A 14608-nucleotide genomic window follows, 5' to 3' on the forward strand; every position below is an offset into this window, starting at 1 on the left:
CGGTGCTCGAAGGCCACCCGGGTCCTGAGCCGTGTCGGGTGAGCCAGTCCAGGGGTAAGCGCAGCGGGCCGGCTACCTGGCTTCTATCGCTGGAAACCGGGTGGTATACGCTCCAGCTTCCGAGCATCCGTTCGGCTACCGGCGGCTCCGCGAGCTGCGAGATTGCCGCGATCGAGTCAAAGGATCACCACGCCGTGTCCCGGCACATACGCTTCGTCTCTGCTTTCGTCGGTTCCGCCTGCCTGGCAGCTGTTGCCCTCGGCTCTCCGGCCGCTGCGGACACCGCTGCCAACCTCACCCAGGTCAGCATCGACACCCTCGCCTCGGGCCATGACTCCTCCGGCACGGTCACTCCGGGCCAGACCGTCACCGGCACCGCTGATGTCACGTTCACCGTGCACGCCGATCCGGACTACGAGCCCTACGCCGCCGTCGTGAGTATCACCGGGCACACCAACGCGCAGGGGACCGGTGAGGTCAGCCAGCGGATCGATCTGGCAGCCGGCGACTGCCTGCCGTCGTGCACCCTCCATGCGGCTGTGGACACGGCCGCGACGAAGAAGTTCGGCGGCACCGACACGATCGCTGCACCACTCGTTGAGGACGGCGCCAACGAGATCCGCGTCGAGGTTTTCACCGCGCGGCCCGAGATCAGAACCGCCACAGCGGACGTCACCGTCGACAACGACCGTCCGATCGTGACCCTGCCCGACGTCCCCGGCGAGGACGCTTGGACCTCCTTCAAGCCGGTCGGTCTCACCGCCGATCAGCGCCTGAACCTGCGGGCCGTCGCGACGGACACCGGAGGCGGCGTCTCCCGCGTCGAATACTTCTCCAACCACCCGGTCTGGCCGGCAGCATCCGACCTGGCCGGCCCGGACAGCGACGGAATGTGGACCGGCACCGTCGACACCAGCAAGGTTCAGTCGGCGCTCTGGCCCTCCTCCGCGTACGTCGTCGCCTTCGACAACCAGGGCCGTGCCGGCAGTCCCGTGCGGGCCACTACGCTCGTCGACCACGGCTTCACCGTGACGACCGCGGTCAAGGCAGTGATCCGGAACGTGCCGGACACGGCCTTCCTGACCTACAAGTACCCGCGCGAGCTCGACCAGCCCTGGCCGCGCAACCTCAACTACGCCTACCCGGTCAGCACCCGGGTGACGCTGGACGGCGCGCTCCTGGCCACAACCCGGGTGTCCGATTTCGTCCTGGTCGGCTACCAGAACTACTTCTACGCCCGGCTCGGCGACAAGCCCCTCCCATACGGCAAGCACACCCTGACCTTCGACGTCACCGACAACCGCGGCGCTCACGGCACGACCAACGTGCCGATCAACGTCGTCTCCGGCATCGACCCGACCTGGACCGCCGGCCTCGACAACTTCTCCGTGGCCGGCAAGCCCTGGAAGTTCGCCGCCAACACCCACGCCGCCGACAAGGTCAGCCACGCGCAGAACTGGACCCTGACTGTCGACGGCAAGACCATCAGCACCGGCACCTACCCGGCCCAGCCCTCGGGAACGTGGACCGCAGGAACGCCCGGCATGCACGAGGTGTCCCTGACGATGGTTTCGCAGTTCGGGGACTCCTCGGTCAGCACCCAGCCGATACGGGTCCTGGCAGCCACGGCCACAAAGCTGACCGGGCCTGCCCTGACCACGTACGGCGCCAAGCAGAACCTCACGGCAACGGTCACCCAGACCGGATCCAAGCCGGCCACAGGCGCTCAGATCTCCCTGCAGTTCCGTCCCGCGGACAGCATCACCTGGACCACCGTCGCGAAGGCCACCGCGGACAGCAAGGGCACCGCCCACTTCACCACCACCGCCAAGCGCAACGGCACCTGGCGCGCGGTCACCGCAGCCAAGAACCTCGCTTGGGCCTCCTCGACCAGCAGTACCGTCACCGGCCATGTCAAGGCCACCTTGTCCATGAAGAGCCCTGCCACGAAGGCCCACCACGGCAAGGCCGTCGCCTGCACCGCAGTCTCCTCGCCCTATGCGGCCGGAACGTGGATCCAGTACCAGATCCGCAAGAGCAACGGCACCTGGACCACCCTCACCACCGCCAAGCTCGCCACCAACGGCACCGCCGCAGGCAAGCTGACCTTCGCCCACACCGGCACGTACACGCTGCGTGCCTACCGTCCGGCAACCGTTACCCTGGCGGCCTCATCCTCCGCAGCGTGGACCGTTCGCGTCAGCTGACAGGCGACCGCACCGATTAGAACAACGCTTCAGCAGGGTAGGGGGCCAGGTCAGGAAAGTGACCTGGCCCTCCGCACGTCCACGGCCCGCAGGGCCAGCTCCTCCAACGGCAGTGGTCCGGCATCGACAACGGACCCACCCCCGCAGCCACCCGGCATACCGCCTAATCGATGCCACTGCCGTTCGGGCCGTGCTGCACTGATCAGTCGCAACATCTGCGACATCTGCGAAGCCTGGTGTGTCTACTCGGAGTAGACAAGGACAGGATGTGTGGGGTCAGCCTCGCATCCGAGGAGCCACAGCAGTCCGTTGCGGGCGGGCCAGATGTCGACCGGACGGTTGTCGTCCCAGTCATCCGGGTCGCCCCAGCGAAAGCCGGGGGAATCCACTGGTTGCCACGGACCGAAGAGATCTTCTGAGGTCGCTCCCAGGAGCATGAATGTGCCAGCGCCACACTCGCAGTGTTTGGCAGGCGTGGGCCAGAAGCCGACGTAGGGTACCCAGCCGCCCAGTTTCCATCCGGGGACGCTGCAGTGGTCGGAGTAGTCCTGTTGGTCGAAGTTCTCACGCGGGCTGCCTGTGGCGGTCCAGAGGGCGCAGGCCAGCTCAAGGTGGGCTGGCAGGATGCCCAGCAGGGTTTCGGAGAAATTGCTCTCATGCGGTTCCTGGAGCGTGATGGGCGGATACTCCTGGACCAGTTCGGGGTGGACGACGCAGGCGCGGGGAACGAGGTTGTCCTCGCCTTCCTGTGTGAAGACATTGAGAGCAGGGTTGCTAGACCTGACATCCTCCAGGCGGCTTTGCTGTCGCCAGCGCAAGGTTGCCTTTGGGTCGTCGGTGTCCACGTGGGGGTTCGGGCACCACAGCACTTGGAGTACGTCGCTGCCGTTGGGAAACATCCACTCGGGCGCGCTCAGGAGGCTGACCGGCAGGTCGCGTCGGAAGAGTTGGAGGACCGAGGCCATGACGACACCCTCTGCCGGGCCCTCGGGACCGTCGCCGTAGTGCTTTTCATAGCAGAGCGGCCAGGGCTCGTGGACCGGCCACATCAGCGGTCCACCGACGGAGCTCTCATGCACCGTGGGTATGCCGCGTCGCGGATGCAGGCGCAGTGCTGTCCGTGCGTAGCCAGCCAGCTCCGGGTACTGATCCAGAAGCAACGTGCGCCGACCCGGCGTCGTATTCACCATCGTGCTGTCTCCAAAGGCCCTGCAGCCGCCGTGCTGCGCGCAGCCTAGCTCGACGACAGTTGGCCCTTGACGGCGAGCCGTCCGATCCAGCTCGCCTCAGACTGGAAAGGCATTCCTGGTCGGTCTGGGCCGTCGCCGATGCCTGGCATGCCTTGAAGGTGAGCGGTGTGCCGCCGCGCAGCGTGGGTTGGCCGGCCAACTAGGCAAGCCGCAGGCATCGCGCTCGCACGGCTTCACGGTCTTTGAAGTCGATACGGTCGCGGGTCGGCACCTCGCTGGGAATCAGGTTGGGCGGGCTCACCCCCCACAGTCGCCGGCCAGGTCTTCGCAGACAGCCCAGACCGTGTCCCCAGTTCGCCTGCCGCCTGAGTCCCCCAACACGACCCTGTCGCGGCGCGGGACACTCATGGGTGCGCGATCTGGGTTCGCCGGTAGTCCTCGTGCTCGGCGCTCAGCGTGGTGTACTCGGCCGACACGGGCCAGCCGCCTGATCTCAACCTCGCCCTCGCGAGGAAATGCCACGGATTTGAGACCGATCATGGGTGACAAGGCCGTGAGACAGCCAAGAACGCCCAGGTCACGCGAGATCAACATGACGCGAGTGGCGAGATCCTACAGCGGGTCCCCGCAGCATTGAGACAGCGGGAAGCTGCTCACCGCCTCGTCTCGTACCGCGTCAGGACCACGCCGCCGGGACACGTGCGCGTCTCCACCAGGTTCAGGTTCACCCAGTTGTCCAGCGCGGTGAAGAACGGCGTGCCGCCGCCCACCAGGACCGGATGGGTGGCGATCACGTACTCGTCGATCAGCCCGGCGCGCATGGCTGCCGCGGCAAGCGTCGCGCCGCCGATGGTCATGGGGTCGCCGTCCTCGGCCTTGAGCCGGGTGATCTCGGCGATCGCGTCGCCGGTGACCAGGCGGGTGTTCCAGTCGACCTTGTCGATCGTCGAGGAGAACACCACCTTCGGCGTGTCCCGCCAGTTCCGCGCGAACTCGATCTCCGCCGGGGTGGCGCCCGGCTGCTGGTCGCCGGTCGGCCAGTAGGAGCTCATCGCCTCCCACAGCTTGCGCCCGTACAGCGACAGACCACTGGCCTGCTCGTGGTCGAGCCACCACTGGAACAGCTCGTGGCTCGGCGGTCCGCTCCAGCCGATGTCGTCGCCGGGCGTGGCGACATAGCCGTCCAGTGTCAGGTTCATGCCGTAGATCAGTTTCCGCATGGGCCGGCCTTCCGTCCGTGGGTGTCCGGCGTACAGACCGGCGCGGCGCGGGAAACTCATCGGTGCGCGATCCGGGCTCGGGGCCCAGCGTGCTGCACTCGGCCGGCACGGGCAAGCCGCCTCGTCTCGGCCTCGCCCTCGCCAGGGGGTGGGGCTACTCGGTGTGGACGAGGACGGGGTGAGTGGGGTCGGCCTAACAGCTCATCAGCCACAGGCGGCCGTTGCGTCCGGGCCAGATGCCGGCGGGTTCGTTGTCGCAGTCCCCGTCCTCCGGGTCGCCCCAGCGAAAGCCGTCGTATTCACCATCGCCCCCTCCAAAAGCCGTGAAGCCGCACTCTTGGGCGCAGCCCAGGCTCGACGGCGACCGGCTTGCTCAGGGGCGTAACCGGCCCTGGAGTTAAGGAGCGTTGAACAGTTTGTTCCGGCTGTTCTCGAATGATGTGCAATGTCGCTAGGTTCCCCGCGTGAAGATCCTCAAGTGCCACGTTCCGGCCACTGTGGCGCTCTTCGGCGCCCTGGTGGGGTGTGCGGTGGCACCCGCGTACGACTCGGAACCCGTGGGAGCGCCGGCGGTGCGTGCCGCCTCGGCTCCTCCTTCGCCGCGGCCCACGCCGTCGGCCTCGACGCAGCCGACGCAGCCGACGCGGATCAAGCCGACGCCACCGCAGTCGCCCCGGCCGACGCACGCCGCGGGCTCGCAAGGTGCCGGATCGACGCCGGCGCACGTGGCCGTGCCACCGGCCGCCCGTCCGTGCCGCTCGGCGGATCTGGAGGCCACGGCCGAACAGCCCTGGCGGCCCCTCGGCAGTGAGCCAGGTGACACATTCATGAGCATCGTGCTGAGCAACATCTCCGGCGGTACCTGCTCGCTGCAGGGGTGGGCAGGGCTGTCGGTGTTCGGCGACGACATGCCGGTCGCGTGCAACGGCGATCATGATCCTGGCTGCGGCAAGGGGCGGAACACGACGGAACCCAGAACGATGGACGTCACCCGTGTTCCGGGGCTCACGGCGGACCTCGTGGTGCTCGCGGCCGGGGAGCGGACCTCGTACAGCCTGCTCTGGTCGGAATGGCGGAGCGCCGGGTGCGACGCGACGGCCGTTTGGAACCCGCCGTACGGTGCCCGGATCCGGATTCCCGGCGACTCCCGGCCGCTCACCGTCGCCCCGTTGCCCCAGATGCACGTGTGCGGGGGACGCGTGCGGCTGGCGCCGATCGGTGCGCTCTTTCCGTCCTACGGCGGGACTGCCGGGGGCACGGGCTGAGCCCGCACGGCGGGGCGGCCGGTGGCGTCAGCCCAGGGCCACCATGAGCGGGGTGTGGCGGCGGGTGTCGTCGCCGGGGAGGGCGCGGTCGCCCAGCACCATCAGGGTGTTGGGGAAGACGGGCAGGACGCCGTGCTCGGCGGCCCAGGCGGGCAGGGTGTGGCGCAGGGGGTCCTCGGTGCGCAGGTCGAGCCGGACGGGGCCGCCGCCGTCGCGGGCGATCGCGGTGACGAGCCGCCGGGCGCCGGCCGTGGTGTCCGCGACGACCGGGCCCACGACGAGGGTGCCGTCGTTGCGCCAGGCGGAGGCCCAGCCGGTCAGCCTGCCGTCCTCCTCGGTCACCAGGGTGCGTTCCGCGAACCGGGGGAGGTCCCGCAGCAGGGGCGAGCGGTCGGCGCCGAACACCTCGGCGTCCAGGGCGAGAAGGGCCGGCAGGTCGGCCTCCGTGACGGGGCGCGGGCGGGCTGGGTGGTCCGGGTGGTCCGGGTGGTGCGGTGCGGCGGCAGCCGGCGGACGGAAGGTGCCGCGGTGGGTGACGACGGTGCCGACGGCGCGGAAGCCGAGCTTCTCGTACAGGGGGCGGCCGCGGTCCGTGGCGTGCAGGGTGACGGTGTCGTCGCCCGCCTCGCCGAGGACGTGCGTCATGATGCGGCGGCCGAGGCCGCGGCCCTCGTGGCGGGCGGCGACGAGCACCATGCTGACGGCGGCCAGCCCGCCCGCGTAGCGGGTGAGGACGGTGGTGGCGGCCAGGCCCCGGCCGTCGGGGGCGTCGATGCCCCAGCCGGTGCCGTGGGTGAGCAGGAAGTGCCACTTGTGCTCCTCGGCGCCCCCGCCGCGGCTGACGGCGAGCTCCGAGCAGGCGGCGAGGTCGGCGGGGCCGAGGCGGCGGACCGGCAGGGTGGCGGGCAGGGGCGGCAGGGGTGCTGTCATACGGGCAGCGTGGCCGGGCGCAGGGGCACGGCGGGCATAGTTTTCCCCTATGGACATCGGCCGGGGCTGGCTATCCTCCGCCTGTGACGCTGACCTTGCCCGGGTTGCGGGCGTTCGTCGCGGTGGCGCGCACGGGATCGTTCTCGGCGGCCGCGCGGATGCTCCAGGTACGCCAGCCGACCGTCAGCGAGTCGGTGCGCCGGCTGGAGGCGGCGGCGGGGCAGCCGCTGCTGCTGCGCACGCGTGAGCACGTCCGGCCCACCGCCTTCGGCCGCCGGATACTCGCCCACGCGATGGCGGCCGTCGACGCGGCCGACGAGCTGGAGGGGCTGCTGGGCGGGGCCCCGCGGCCGTTCACGGTCGGCTTCCTCGGGGAGGCGGCGGCCGGCAGGACGCGGGAGCTGCTGCGGGCGGTGGAGGCTCGGGTCGCCGGTGACGTGCGGCTGCGCCGCTACGACGTCGACGAACCGTCGTGCGGGCTGCTCACCGGGCAGTCCGATCTGGCCATCGTGTGGCCGCCGTTGGACGCGCCGGGGCTGGAGATGGTGACGATCGCGACCGACCGGCGCTGCGTGGCGCTGCCGGCGAGCGATCCGCTCGCCCGCCGCGCCGAGGTCGCCCCGGAGGAGCTGGGCGGCCGCGTGTGGGTGCTGCCGAGGACCGCCGACGCGGCGTACTCCGGCTTCCGGCACCCTGCCGCTGTGGGGGTCGCGGACGTGGCCGGGACGGTCCTGTCCGGGTCGCTGGAGGAGACGCTGGAGCTCGTGGCGGCGGGCCGGGGCTGCGCCCTGGCCAGTACGTCCACCGACGAGCACTACGCGCGCTCCCATGTGGTGATCGTGCCGCTCGCCGGGGACGTGCGCTGCACGGTGGCGCTGGCCTGGCGGGCGGCGGACCGCAGGCCCGCGGTGCGCGGGGCGGCGGGGGAGGCGGTACGGCTGTTCGGCGCCGGCTGAGCCGTCGCGTACCGTGCCGGGGTCGGGCGAGGGGAGAGAGGGCACGTGGGACGGCTGCACATCTTCGACATGGACGGGACGCTGATCCACGGCTCCTCCGCGAGCATGGAACTCGCCCGGGAGCTGGGCCTGGTGGCCGAGTTCCGCGAGCTGGAGACGGCGCTGGCGGGCAGTGCCATCGACCCGCCCGGCTACGCCGAGCGCGCCTGGGGGATGTACGGGCGGCTGACCGGCGCCCACCTCACGGCGGCCTTCGAGGGCGCCCCGTGGCTCGCGGGGATACGCGAGGTGTGGGCGGACATCGCGGCCCGCGGCGAGCACTGCGCCGTGGTCTCGCTCTCGCCGGACTTCTTCGTACGGCGGCTGCTGGCCTGGGGCGCGCACGAGGTGCGGGCGTCGGCGTTCCCCGAGGTGCCGTTCGCGCCGGACGCTCTGCTCGACCCGTCGGGGATCCTGGTCCCGCAGTCCAAGGTGGCCGCGGCGGACGAGCTGTGCGCCCGGTACGGGGTGAGCCGCGCGGAGTGCGTGGCGTACGGGGACTCGATGTCGGACACCGCGCTCTTCGCCGCGGTTCCGGTCTCGGTGGCCGTCAACGGCGACCACCATGTGAGCGGCCTGGCGACCCACGCCTACGCCGGACGTGATTTGCGGGAAGCATATGCACTCGTCACGGGGTGACCGGCTGAATTCCCCTCGGGCGCGCATGCCGCGGCAATAGGGAACGCACGGCTCCGGGCAGGTCCCGTAGGCGAACGAGCCTAACGGGATTTCTCTTCGCGTTTCCCGTACTTCCGGCTATTTGTCCGTTCGGGCCTATGTGCCTGGCAGGCTCTCCGCGCAGAACGTGTGTCACTGACGGACACCGACCCGGAGAAGCTCGAGGCGAAGCTGATCATGGACGCTCTGACCACGAACGCGGGCGGGCCCGGCAAGGGGGCCGACGCCGACACCGACGGATGGTTCAGCCCCCGAAGGCCGCCCGACGGGCCGCGGCCGCACCACGACGGCACGGCGGGCGGCGCGCGGGCTCCCGGGAGCGGGACTCCCAGCAGACCGGTGCGGCCGATACGCCCGGTGGGCACGGGTGCGGACCGGATGTCCGCGCGACCGGCGACCGCCGCCGGCCCCGCGGGTCACCGCGCGCCCCCGCCCGCCGCGGACCCGCAGCCCCCACCCCCGCCGCACCCGCAGGTCCTGCAGGTCCCGGACGCGCCGCCCCGGGCGGAACCGCGGCCCGCGGAACGGGGGGTGAGCGCGGACGCGGCGCTGATCCGCAGGACGATGGAAACGGTCGCCCCTGTGGCTGACAAAACGACGTCGTATTTCTATGCGCTTTTGTTCATACGCCACCCGGAATTGCGCGAACTCTTCCCGGCGGCGATGGACACCCAGCGGGACCGATTGCTGAAAGCGCTTCTCACCGCGGCCGAACACATTGACGACGCGGAGACGCTCACCGAATACCTGGCCCATCTGGGCCGCGGGCACCGCAAGTACGGCACCCGCCCCGAGCACTACCCCGCGGTCGGCGAATGCCTGATCGGCGCCCTGACGCGCTACGCCGCCGACATCTGGGACGAGGAGGTCGAGGCCGCCTGGGTCCGCGCCTACACCGCGATCTCCCAGATCATGATCGACGCCGCGGCCGCCGACGAGAAGCACGCCCCGGCCTGGTGGCACGCCGAGATCGTCGCGCACGACCTGCGCACCCCCGACATAGCCGTGGTCACCGTCCGGCCCGACCAGCCCTACCCCTTCCTCGCGGGGCAGTACACGACGCTGGAGACCCCCTGGTGGCCCCGGGTGTGGCGGCACTACTCCTTCGCGTCCGCCCCCGGGGCCGACGGCCTGCTGGAGTTCCACGTCAAGGCCGTCCCGGCCGGCTGGGTCAGCAGGGCGCTGGTGCACCGCGCGCAGCCGGGCGACATCCTCCGGCTGGGCCCCCCGTCCGGCTCCATGGTCGTGGACCACAGCGCCGACAACGGCCTGCTCTGCCTCGGCGGCGGCACCGGCATCGCCCCCATCAAGGCGCTGGTGGAGGACGTCGCCGAGCACGGCAGGCGGCGCGCCATGGAGGTCTTCTACGGCGCCCGCAGCGACCACGACCTGTACGACCTCGACACCCTGCTGCGGCTGGACCGCACGCACCCGTGGCTGTCCGTCCGCCCGGTGGTCTCCGAGGGCGGGCCCGGCAGCCTGCACGGGCAGCTGCCGGAGATCGTCCACCAGTACGGCCCCTGGCCGGAGTTCGACGCCTATCTCAGCGGGCCGCCCGGCATGATCCGCAGGGGCGTGGACAGCCTGCTGCGCAGCGGGATCCCCTCGCAGCGCATCCGCCACGACCTGATCGAGGAACTGGTCGCGGCCGGCGACTGACGCACCCGGGCACCCCCCTCGCCCCCGCCCTCACGAGGAAAAACGTTGCCGCACCACCAGCCGCCCGGATCAGCCCAGGTCGGACGAGAGCAGTCCCAGCACGCCTTCGATGTTGCCATCCAGGTAGTGCCGCAGGGTGAGCGGGACGACCTCCACCGAGGCGAGCCCGACGCGGCTGAAGGGCACGCGCACGATCTCGTACGTCCCCGAGGGTTCGTCCACCTCGGGGCCGTGCCGCCGGGCCGGATCCATGGACGCGAGCCGGCAGACGAAGAAGTGCTGCACCTTCACGCCGTGCGAGCCGTCGCCGGCGATGTGCTCGACGGTGTCGACGAAGGCGGGGACCACATCGGTGACCTTGGCGCCGAGCTCCTCGTCGAGCTCGCGGTGCAGGGCCTCCACCACGGTGGAGTCCTCGGCCTCCACGCCCCCGCCGGGGGTGACCCAGTACGGGTGGAGCCCCGGCTTGGTGCGCTTGATGAGCACGAGGGAGTCGCCGTCCAGCAGGATGGCGCGGGCGGTGCGCTTGACCACGGGCCGGGTGGCCGGCGCGGTCGGCGGAGCGGGTGGGGCGGGTGTTCCGGTGTCCGGGGGCATGCCTGAGATCTGCCGCGGCGCGGGAGGGCGCAAACGCCTCCGGGACGGCGAATCGGAACGCGCAGTTCCCTCGGACGTCACCCGCCGGCCGCCCGGCGCGCGCTCACCAGCCGGCGGCCGCGCGCACGAGCTGCTCGTGCACCCGCGCGATGTGCGGCAGGGCGATCGTCCCGGCGCGCACGGAGACGAAGTAGGTGCGCAGCGGGGGCACCGGCGGCTCCAGCAGCGCGGCGACGGACCCCTCGGCCAGCGCCTCGCCGCACAGGTAGCGCGGCAGCACGGCCATGCCGACCCCGGCCGCCACGCACTCCAGCACCGCCCGCAGGTCCGGCACCACGACCGCGGGCACGATGGCGGGGCTGCTGTCGAAGACCGCCGACCAGTAGTGGTCCAGCAGCGGCATGCCCTCGTCGTAGGAGATCACCGGGACGTCGTCAAGGACGCGCGGCCCGTGGGTGTGCACCGCCTGCGGGCCGCCGATGCGCTCCTGCCAGACGGGCGCGGCGACCAGGATCTGCTCCTCGTCCCACAGCGGGGTGGCGGCCAGCAGCCGGTCGCGCGGGCGGATGGTGCCCAGCGACACGTCGTGGTGGCCCGCGGCGAGACCGGCCAGCCCCTCGTCCTCGCCGGCGAGGGTTATGCGCAGTTGCAGGCCCTCGGCGACCAGCGGGGCCAGGGCGGGCAGGGCGCGCAGCGAGGTGAAGGTGGGCGGCCCGGCGAGGTGGACGGTGCGGTTGCCGGAGTCCTCGGCGAGGTCCCCCTGGGTGATCTCCATGAGGGCGTCGAGATGCGGGGCGACCTTGTGGGCCAGGTCGTTGCCGACCGGTGTGGGGCTGACGCCGCGCGGCAGCCGCAGGAACAGGGGCCGGCCGACCTGCCGTTCGAGGCTGCGGATCTGGCTGGTGACCGCGGGCTGGGACAGGCCCAGCAGCTGGGCGGCCCTGGTGAAGGATCCGGCTCGGTGCACCGTGACGAACGTGCGCAGCAGAGCCAGATCCATGGAACCGCTCCCTTGAAGGGGTTGTCGTGTCCGCAACTATAAATATATCGATAGGTCTGCATCGCAACTGTGATTGGACACTGACGCAGAGTCAACTAGCCTTGTTCGAGCGGATCTCCGCGCGTAAAGCCAGGGTGGTCCGAGCCACGAGGGGGGAGGCTCGGGCCACCCATTCTGCGTAGCGCCGTCTACGTAGATATATCTGTTCCGGGTGAACAGCAGGCGCTACTTGGCGGCATCGAGCGCGTGCAGCACGTCCCGCACGATGTCGGCCGCGTCCTCCACCCCCACCGAGAAGCGGACGAAGCCCTCGGGAACCGCGTCCCCGCCCCAGCGCGCCCGTCGTTCGGCCGTGCTCGTCACGCTGCCGAAGCTGGTCGCCTCGGTCGTCAGCAGCAGCGCGGACAGGAAGCGTTCGGCATGCGCCTTGTCCGGGAGGGTGAAGGAGACGACGCTGCCGAAGCGGCTCATCTGCGCGGCGGCGACGGTGTGCGCCGGGTCCTCCGGGTGCCCGGGGTGGCGCACATCGGTGACCTCGGGCCGCTCCAGCAACGCGGCCGTCAGCGCGAGGGCGTTGGCGGCCTGCCGGTCCACGCGCAGCGCGAGGGTGGACAGCGAGCGGTGCGCGAGCCACGACTCCATCGGGCCCGGGATGGCGCCGACCGTCTTGCGCCACAGCCGCACCTGGGCGGCGAGTTCGGGGCGGCGGGTGGTCACGTAGCCCAGCAGCAGGTCGCCGTGACCGGACAGGGCCTTGGTGCCACTGGCCACGGAGAAGTCCGCGCCGAGGTCGAGCGGGCGCTGACCCAGCGGCGTGGCCAGGGTGTTGTCCACCGCGACCAGCGCGCCCGCGGCGTGCGCCGCGTCGGCCAGCCGCCGGATGTCGCACACGTCGAGGCCCGGGTTGGACGGGGTCTCGATCCACAGCAGCTTCGCGCCCTGGAGCACCTCCGCCTGCGCGTCGCCGGCGGTGGGCGCGAGCCGTACCGCCACCCCGTAGTCCTCCAGGCGGCCCTGGAGGCTCCGGGTGGCCTGGTAGCAGTCCGAGGGGAGCACCACGGTGTCCCCGGTGCGCACCTGGGAGAGCAGTACGGAGGAGATCGCGCCCATGCCGGAGGAGAAGACCAGCGTCTCGGCGTCGGCGTCCGGGGACTCCAGGGCGGAGATCGCCTCTTCCAGCCGGGTCCACGTGGGGTTCTCGTCGCGGCCGTAGGTGTACGGGCCCGTGACGTCGCCCGGCAGGTGGAAGTGCGCGGCGAAGACCGGGCCGGGCAGCGCGGGTTCGTGCGGGCGGGCCTCCGGGCGTCCGGCGTGCACACTGCGCGTGCTGTCCCCCGGCACGTTCTCGTACTCCGTCATCGCGCTCTCCTCGCTCTCCCCGCCGCGTCGGACGTACCGGCGGGCCATGTCGGTGTACGGCCCATCCAACCTGATCAGGGGCTAGGCCCGCGACAGGGCCTCCCGGGCGGCGTTGCCGGCGGCGGCCCCGTAGCGGCCGCCGAAGAGTGCCGCGTGCACCAGCAGGGGGTGCAACTGGTGCAGTGGCACCCGCTCCCGCCGGCCCGGCACCGGGCGCACCTCCTCGTACGCGGCGAGGATCCGCGGCAGCTGCGGGCAGCCGAACAGCTCCAGCATCGCCAGGTCGGCCTCGGGCCGGCCGCCCTGTGCGGCCGGGTCGACGAGCCGGGCGCGGCCGTCGGCGGCGAACAGGACGTTGCCGGACCACAGGTCGCCGTGGATCAGCGCGGGCGGTTCCGGGGGGCCCGCGATCCGCGGCAGCAGGGCGCAGACCCGCTCCACCGCCCGCACATCGGCCCGGGCCATCGACCCGCCGTCGGCGGCCTGGCGCAGAAAGGGCAGCAGGCGGTACTCGGCGTGGAAGGCCGGCCACTGCTCCGGGGCGGCCGGGGGCGTTCCGGCGGGCGACGGCAGGGGGAGCCGGCCGATGAAGCCGGGGCCCGCGGTGCCCCAGGAAGCGGCCCGCACGCCGTGCAGCGCGGCCAGTTCGCGGCCCAGCCGCTCGGCCTGGGACGGGGTGGCGGGCCCGGGCTCGATCCACTCCAGGACCAGGGTGTGCCGGTCGGCCGCCCATACCTCGGGCACCGCGACCGTGCCGGTGGCGGCCAGCAGCCGCAGTCCCGCCGCCTCCGCGGCGAAGAAACCGTCCGGGGCGCCGTCGAGCGTCTTGGCGAAGACCGCCTCGCGGCCGGCGGGGCCGCCGAGGCGGGCCGCGGTGCAGACGGAGCCGCCGCCCAGCGGGACCGGGTCGCCCACGTCGCGGCCCAGCAGGGCCGCCACCCTGGCGCCGAGGCCGCCGGGCCGGTTCACGGCGCCGGGGCGGGCTCGCCGAGGGCGTCGCGCACGTCGGCCAGCAGCCCGTCGGCCGCGGCCTCGCACATCTCCAGGCAGAGCTCGAAGCCGTCCATGTCCCCGTAGTAGGGGTCCGGCACGTCGAGTCCGGTGCCGTCCGCCGGGCCCGCGGCCGCCGGGTCCCAGCTGCGCAGCAGCCGTACCTTGGCGGCGTCCTGCGGGGTCGGCGCGAGGCGCCGCAGGGCCCGCAGGTGCCCGGCGTCCAGAGCGACGACCAGGTCCAGGCCGGCGAACCACTCGGGCTGGAACTGCCGGGCGACGTGGTCGTGCCCGTACCCGGCGGAACGGAGCACGGAGACCGTGCGGTGGTCGGCGCCGTCCCCCTCGTGCCAGGACCCGGTGCCCGCGCTGTCGACCACGACCAGGCCGCCGAGCCCGGCCTCCTCGACGCGGGCGCGGAAGACGTGCTCGGCCATGGGCGACCGGCAGATGTTGCCGGTGCAGACGAAGCACACGCGGAACGGGTCGCGGGACGAGTGAGCGCTCATGGCCTCCAT

At 71.9% G+C, this 14608-nt stretch carries 13 protein-coding genes; 5 read left to right on the top strand and 8 right to left on the bottom strand.

The window, feature by feature from the left end; all coding sequences use genetic code 11:
* Positions 1–194 precede the first annotated feature (194 nt).
* Complete coding sequence (locus tag ACIP9H_RS16875) at positions 195–2207, top strand: hypothetical protein (protein WP_401595271.1); 2013 nt, start codon at positions 195–197, stop codon at positions 2205–2207.
* Positions 2208–2449: 242 nt separating this feature from the next.
* Here ACIP9H_RS16875 and ACIP9H_RS16880 read toward each other — a convergent pair whose 3' ends face one another.
* Together ACIP9H_RS16880 and ACIP9H_RS16885 are read right to left on the bottom strand one after the other, a co-directional pair.
* The gene (locus tag ACIP9H_RS16880; protein ID WP_401595273.1) at positions 2450–3397 is read right to left on the bottom strand and encodes a hypothetical protein; all 948 of its coding nucleotides are present in this window, start codon (positions 3395–3397) and stop codon (positions 2450–2452) included.
* 653 nt (positions 3398–4050) lie between these two features.
* Positions 4051–4617: a dihydrofolate reductase family protein gene (locus tag ACIP9H_RS16885; RefSeq protein WP_401595275.1), complete on the bottom strand. Its 567-nt coding sequence runs from the start codon at positions 4615–4617 to the stop codon at positions 4051–4053.
* 731 nt (positions 4618–5348) lie between these two features.
* On the opposite strand from ACIP9H_RS16885, the gene ACIP9H_RS16890 reads away from it, so the two are divergent.
* Entirely contained in the window at positions 5349–5882 is a 534-nt protein-coding gene (locus ACIP9H_RS16890; RefSeq protein WP_401595426.1) for a DUF4232 domain-containing protein, read from the top strand.
* A gap of 27 nt (positions 5883–5909) precedes the next feature.
* On the opposite strand, the gene ACIP9H_RS16895 is transcribed toward ACIP9H_RS16890, so the two are convergent.
* Positions 5910–6812 carry a GNAT family N-acetyltransferase gene (locus tag ACIP9H_RS16895; protein ID WP_401595278.1) on the bottom strand — a complete coding sequence of 301 codons (903 nt, stop codon included), beginning with the start codon at positions 6810–6812 and terminating at the stop codon, positions 5910–5912.
* A gap of 83 nt (positions 6813–6895) precedes the next feature.
* Between ACIP9H_RS16895 and ACIP9H_RS16900 the strand changes: the two genes are divergently transcribed.
* From ACIP9H_RS16900 to ACIP9H_RS16910, 3 genes are all read left to right on the top strand, one after another.
* Positions 6896–7768, top strand: a complete 873-nt coding sequence (locus ACIP9H_RS16900) for a LysR family transcriptional regulator (RefSeq protein WP_401595281.1) — start codon at positions 6896–6898, stop codon at positions 7766–7768.
* A 45-nt stretch (positions 7769–7813) separates the two neighbouring features.
* Positions 7814–8446 carry an HAD family hydrolase gene (locus tag ACIP9H_RS16905; RefSeq protein ID WP_401595284.1) on the top strand — a complete coding sequence of 211 codons (633 nt, stop codon included), beginning with the start codon at positions 7814–7816 and terminating at the stop codon, positions 8444–8446.
* A 216-nt stretch (positions 8447–8662) separates the two neighbouring features.
* Positions 8663–10144 (top strand): globin domain-containing protein, encoded by a 1482-nt coding sequence (locus ACIP9H_RS16910; RefSeq protein WP_401595429.1) that lies wholly within the window; start codon positions 8663–8665, stop codon positions 10142–10144.
* 69 nt (positions 10145–10213) lie between these two features.
* Here ACIP9H_RS16910 and ACIP9H_RS16915 read toward each other — a convergent pair whose 3' ends face one another.
* The 5 genes from ACIP9H_RS16915 to ACIP9H_RS16935 form a co-directional block, all read right to left on the bottom strand.
* Positions 10214–10741 (bottom strand): NUDIX hydrolase, encoded by a 528-nt coding sequence (locus ACIP9H_RS16915; RefSeq protein WP_360904420.1) that lies wholly within the window; start codon positions 10739–10741, stop codon positions 10214–10216.
* A gap of 103 nt (positions 10742–10844) precedes the next feature.
* Complete coding sequence (locus ACIP9H_RS16920; RefSeq protein ID WP_401595286.1) at positions 10845–11741, bottom strand: LysR family transcriptional regulator; 897 nt, start codon at positions 11739–11741, stop codon at positions 10845–10847.
* Positions 11742–11966: 225 nt separating this feature from the next.
* The gene (locus tag ACIP9H_RS16925) at positions 11967–13100 is read right to left on the bottom strand and encodes a cystathionine gamma-lyase (protein WP_401595288.1); all 1134 of its coding nucleotides are present in this window, start codon (positions 13098–13100) and stop codon (positions 11967–11969) included.
* Between the two features lie 81 nt (positions 13101–13181).
* The gene (locus ACIP9H_RS16930; RefSeq protein ID WP_401595291.1) at positions 13182–14069 is read right to left on the bottom strand and encodes a fructosamine kinase family protein; all 888 of its coding nucleotides are present in this window, start codon (positions 14067–14069) and stop codon (positions 13182–13184) included.
* Positions 14066–14599: a low molecular weight protein-tyrosine-phosphatase gene (locus tag ACIP9H_RS16935; RefSeq protein ID WP_401595294.1), complete on the bottom strand. Its 534-nt coding sequence runs from the start codon at positions 14597–14599 to the stop codon at positions 14066–14068. The genes ACIP9H_RS16930 and ACIP9H_RS16935 overlap by 4 nt, the downstream gene beginning before the upstream one ends.
* Between the last annotated feature and the right edge of the window lie 9 nt (positions 14600–14608).

Origin of the sequence: Streptomyces sp. NPDC088732 (assembly GCF_044751205.1) — a bacterium.
GTDB lineage: Bacteria > Actinomycetota > Actinomycetes > Streptomycetales > Streptomycetaceae > Actinacidiphila.

What these genes read in the sequence shown, in the direction of transcription:
- ACIP9H_RS16925 (WP_401595288.1), bottom strand. Translation starts at nt 13,100, where the DNA reads ATGACGGAGTACGAGAACGTGCCGGGGGACAGCACGCGCAGTGTGCAC.
- ACIP9H_RS16880 (WP_401595273.1), bottom strand. Translation starts at nt 3,397, where the DNA reads ATGGTGAATACGACGCCGGGTCGGCGCACGTTGCTTCTGGATCAGTAC.
- ACIP9H_RS16910 (WP_401595429.1), top strand. Translation starts at nt 8,663, where the DNA reads ATGGACGCTCTGACCACGAACGCGGGCGGGCCCGGCAAGGGGGCCGAC.
- ACIP9H_RS16885 (WP_401595275.1), bottom strand. Translation starts at nt 4,617, where the DNA reads ATGCGGAAACTGATCTACGGCATGAACCTGACACTGGACGGCTATGTC.
- ACIP9H_RS16895 (WP_401595278.1), bottom strand. Translation starts at nt 6,812, where the DNA reads ATGACAGCACCCCTGCCGCCCCTGCCCGCCACCCTGCCGGTCCGCCGC.
- ACIP9H_RS16920 (WP_401595286.1), bottom strand. Translation starts at nt 11,741, where the DNA reads ATGGATCTGGCTCTGCTGCGCACGTTCGTCACGGTGCACCGAGCCGGA.
- ACIP9H_RS16915 (WP_360904420.1), bottom strand. Translation starts at nt 10,741, where the DNA reads ATGCCCCCGGACACCGGAACACCCGCCCCACCCGCTCCGCCGACCGCG.
- ACIP9H_RS16935 (WP_401595294.1), bottom strand. Translation starts at nt 14,599, where the DNA reads ATGAGCGCTCACTCGTCCCGCGACCCGTTCCGCGTGTGCTTCGTCTGC.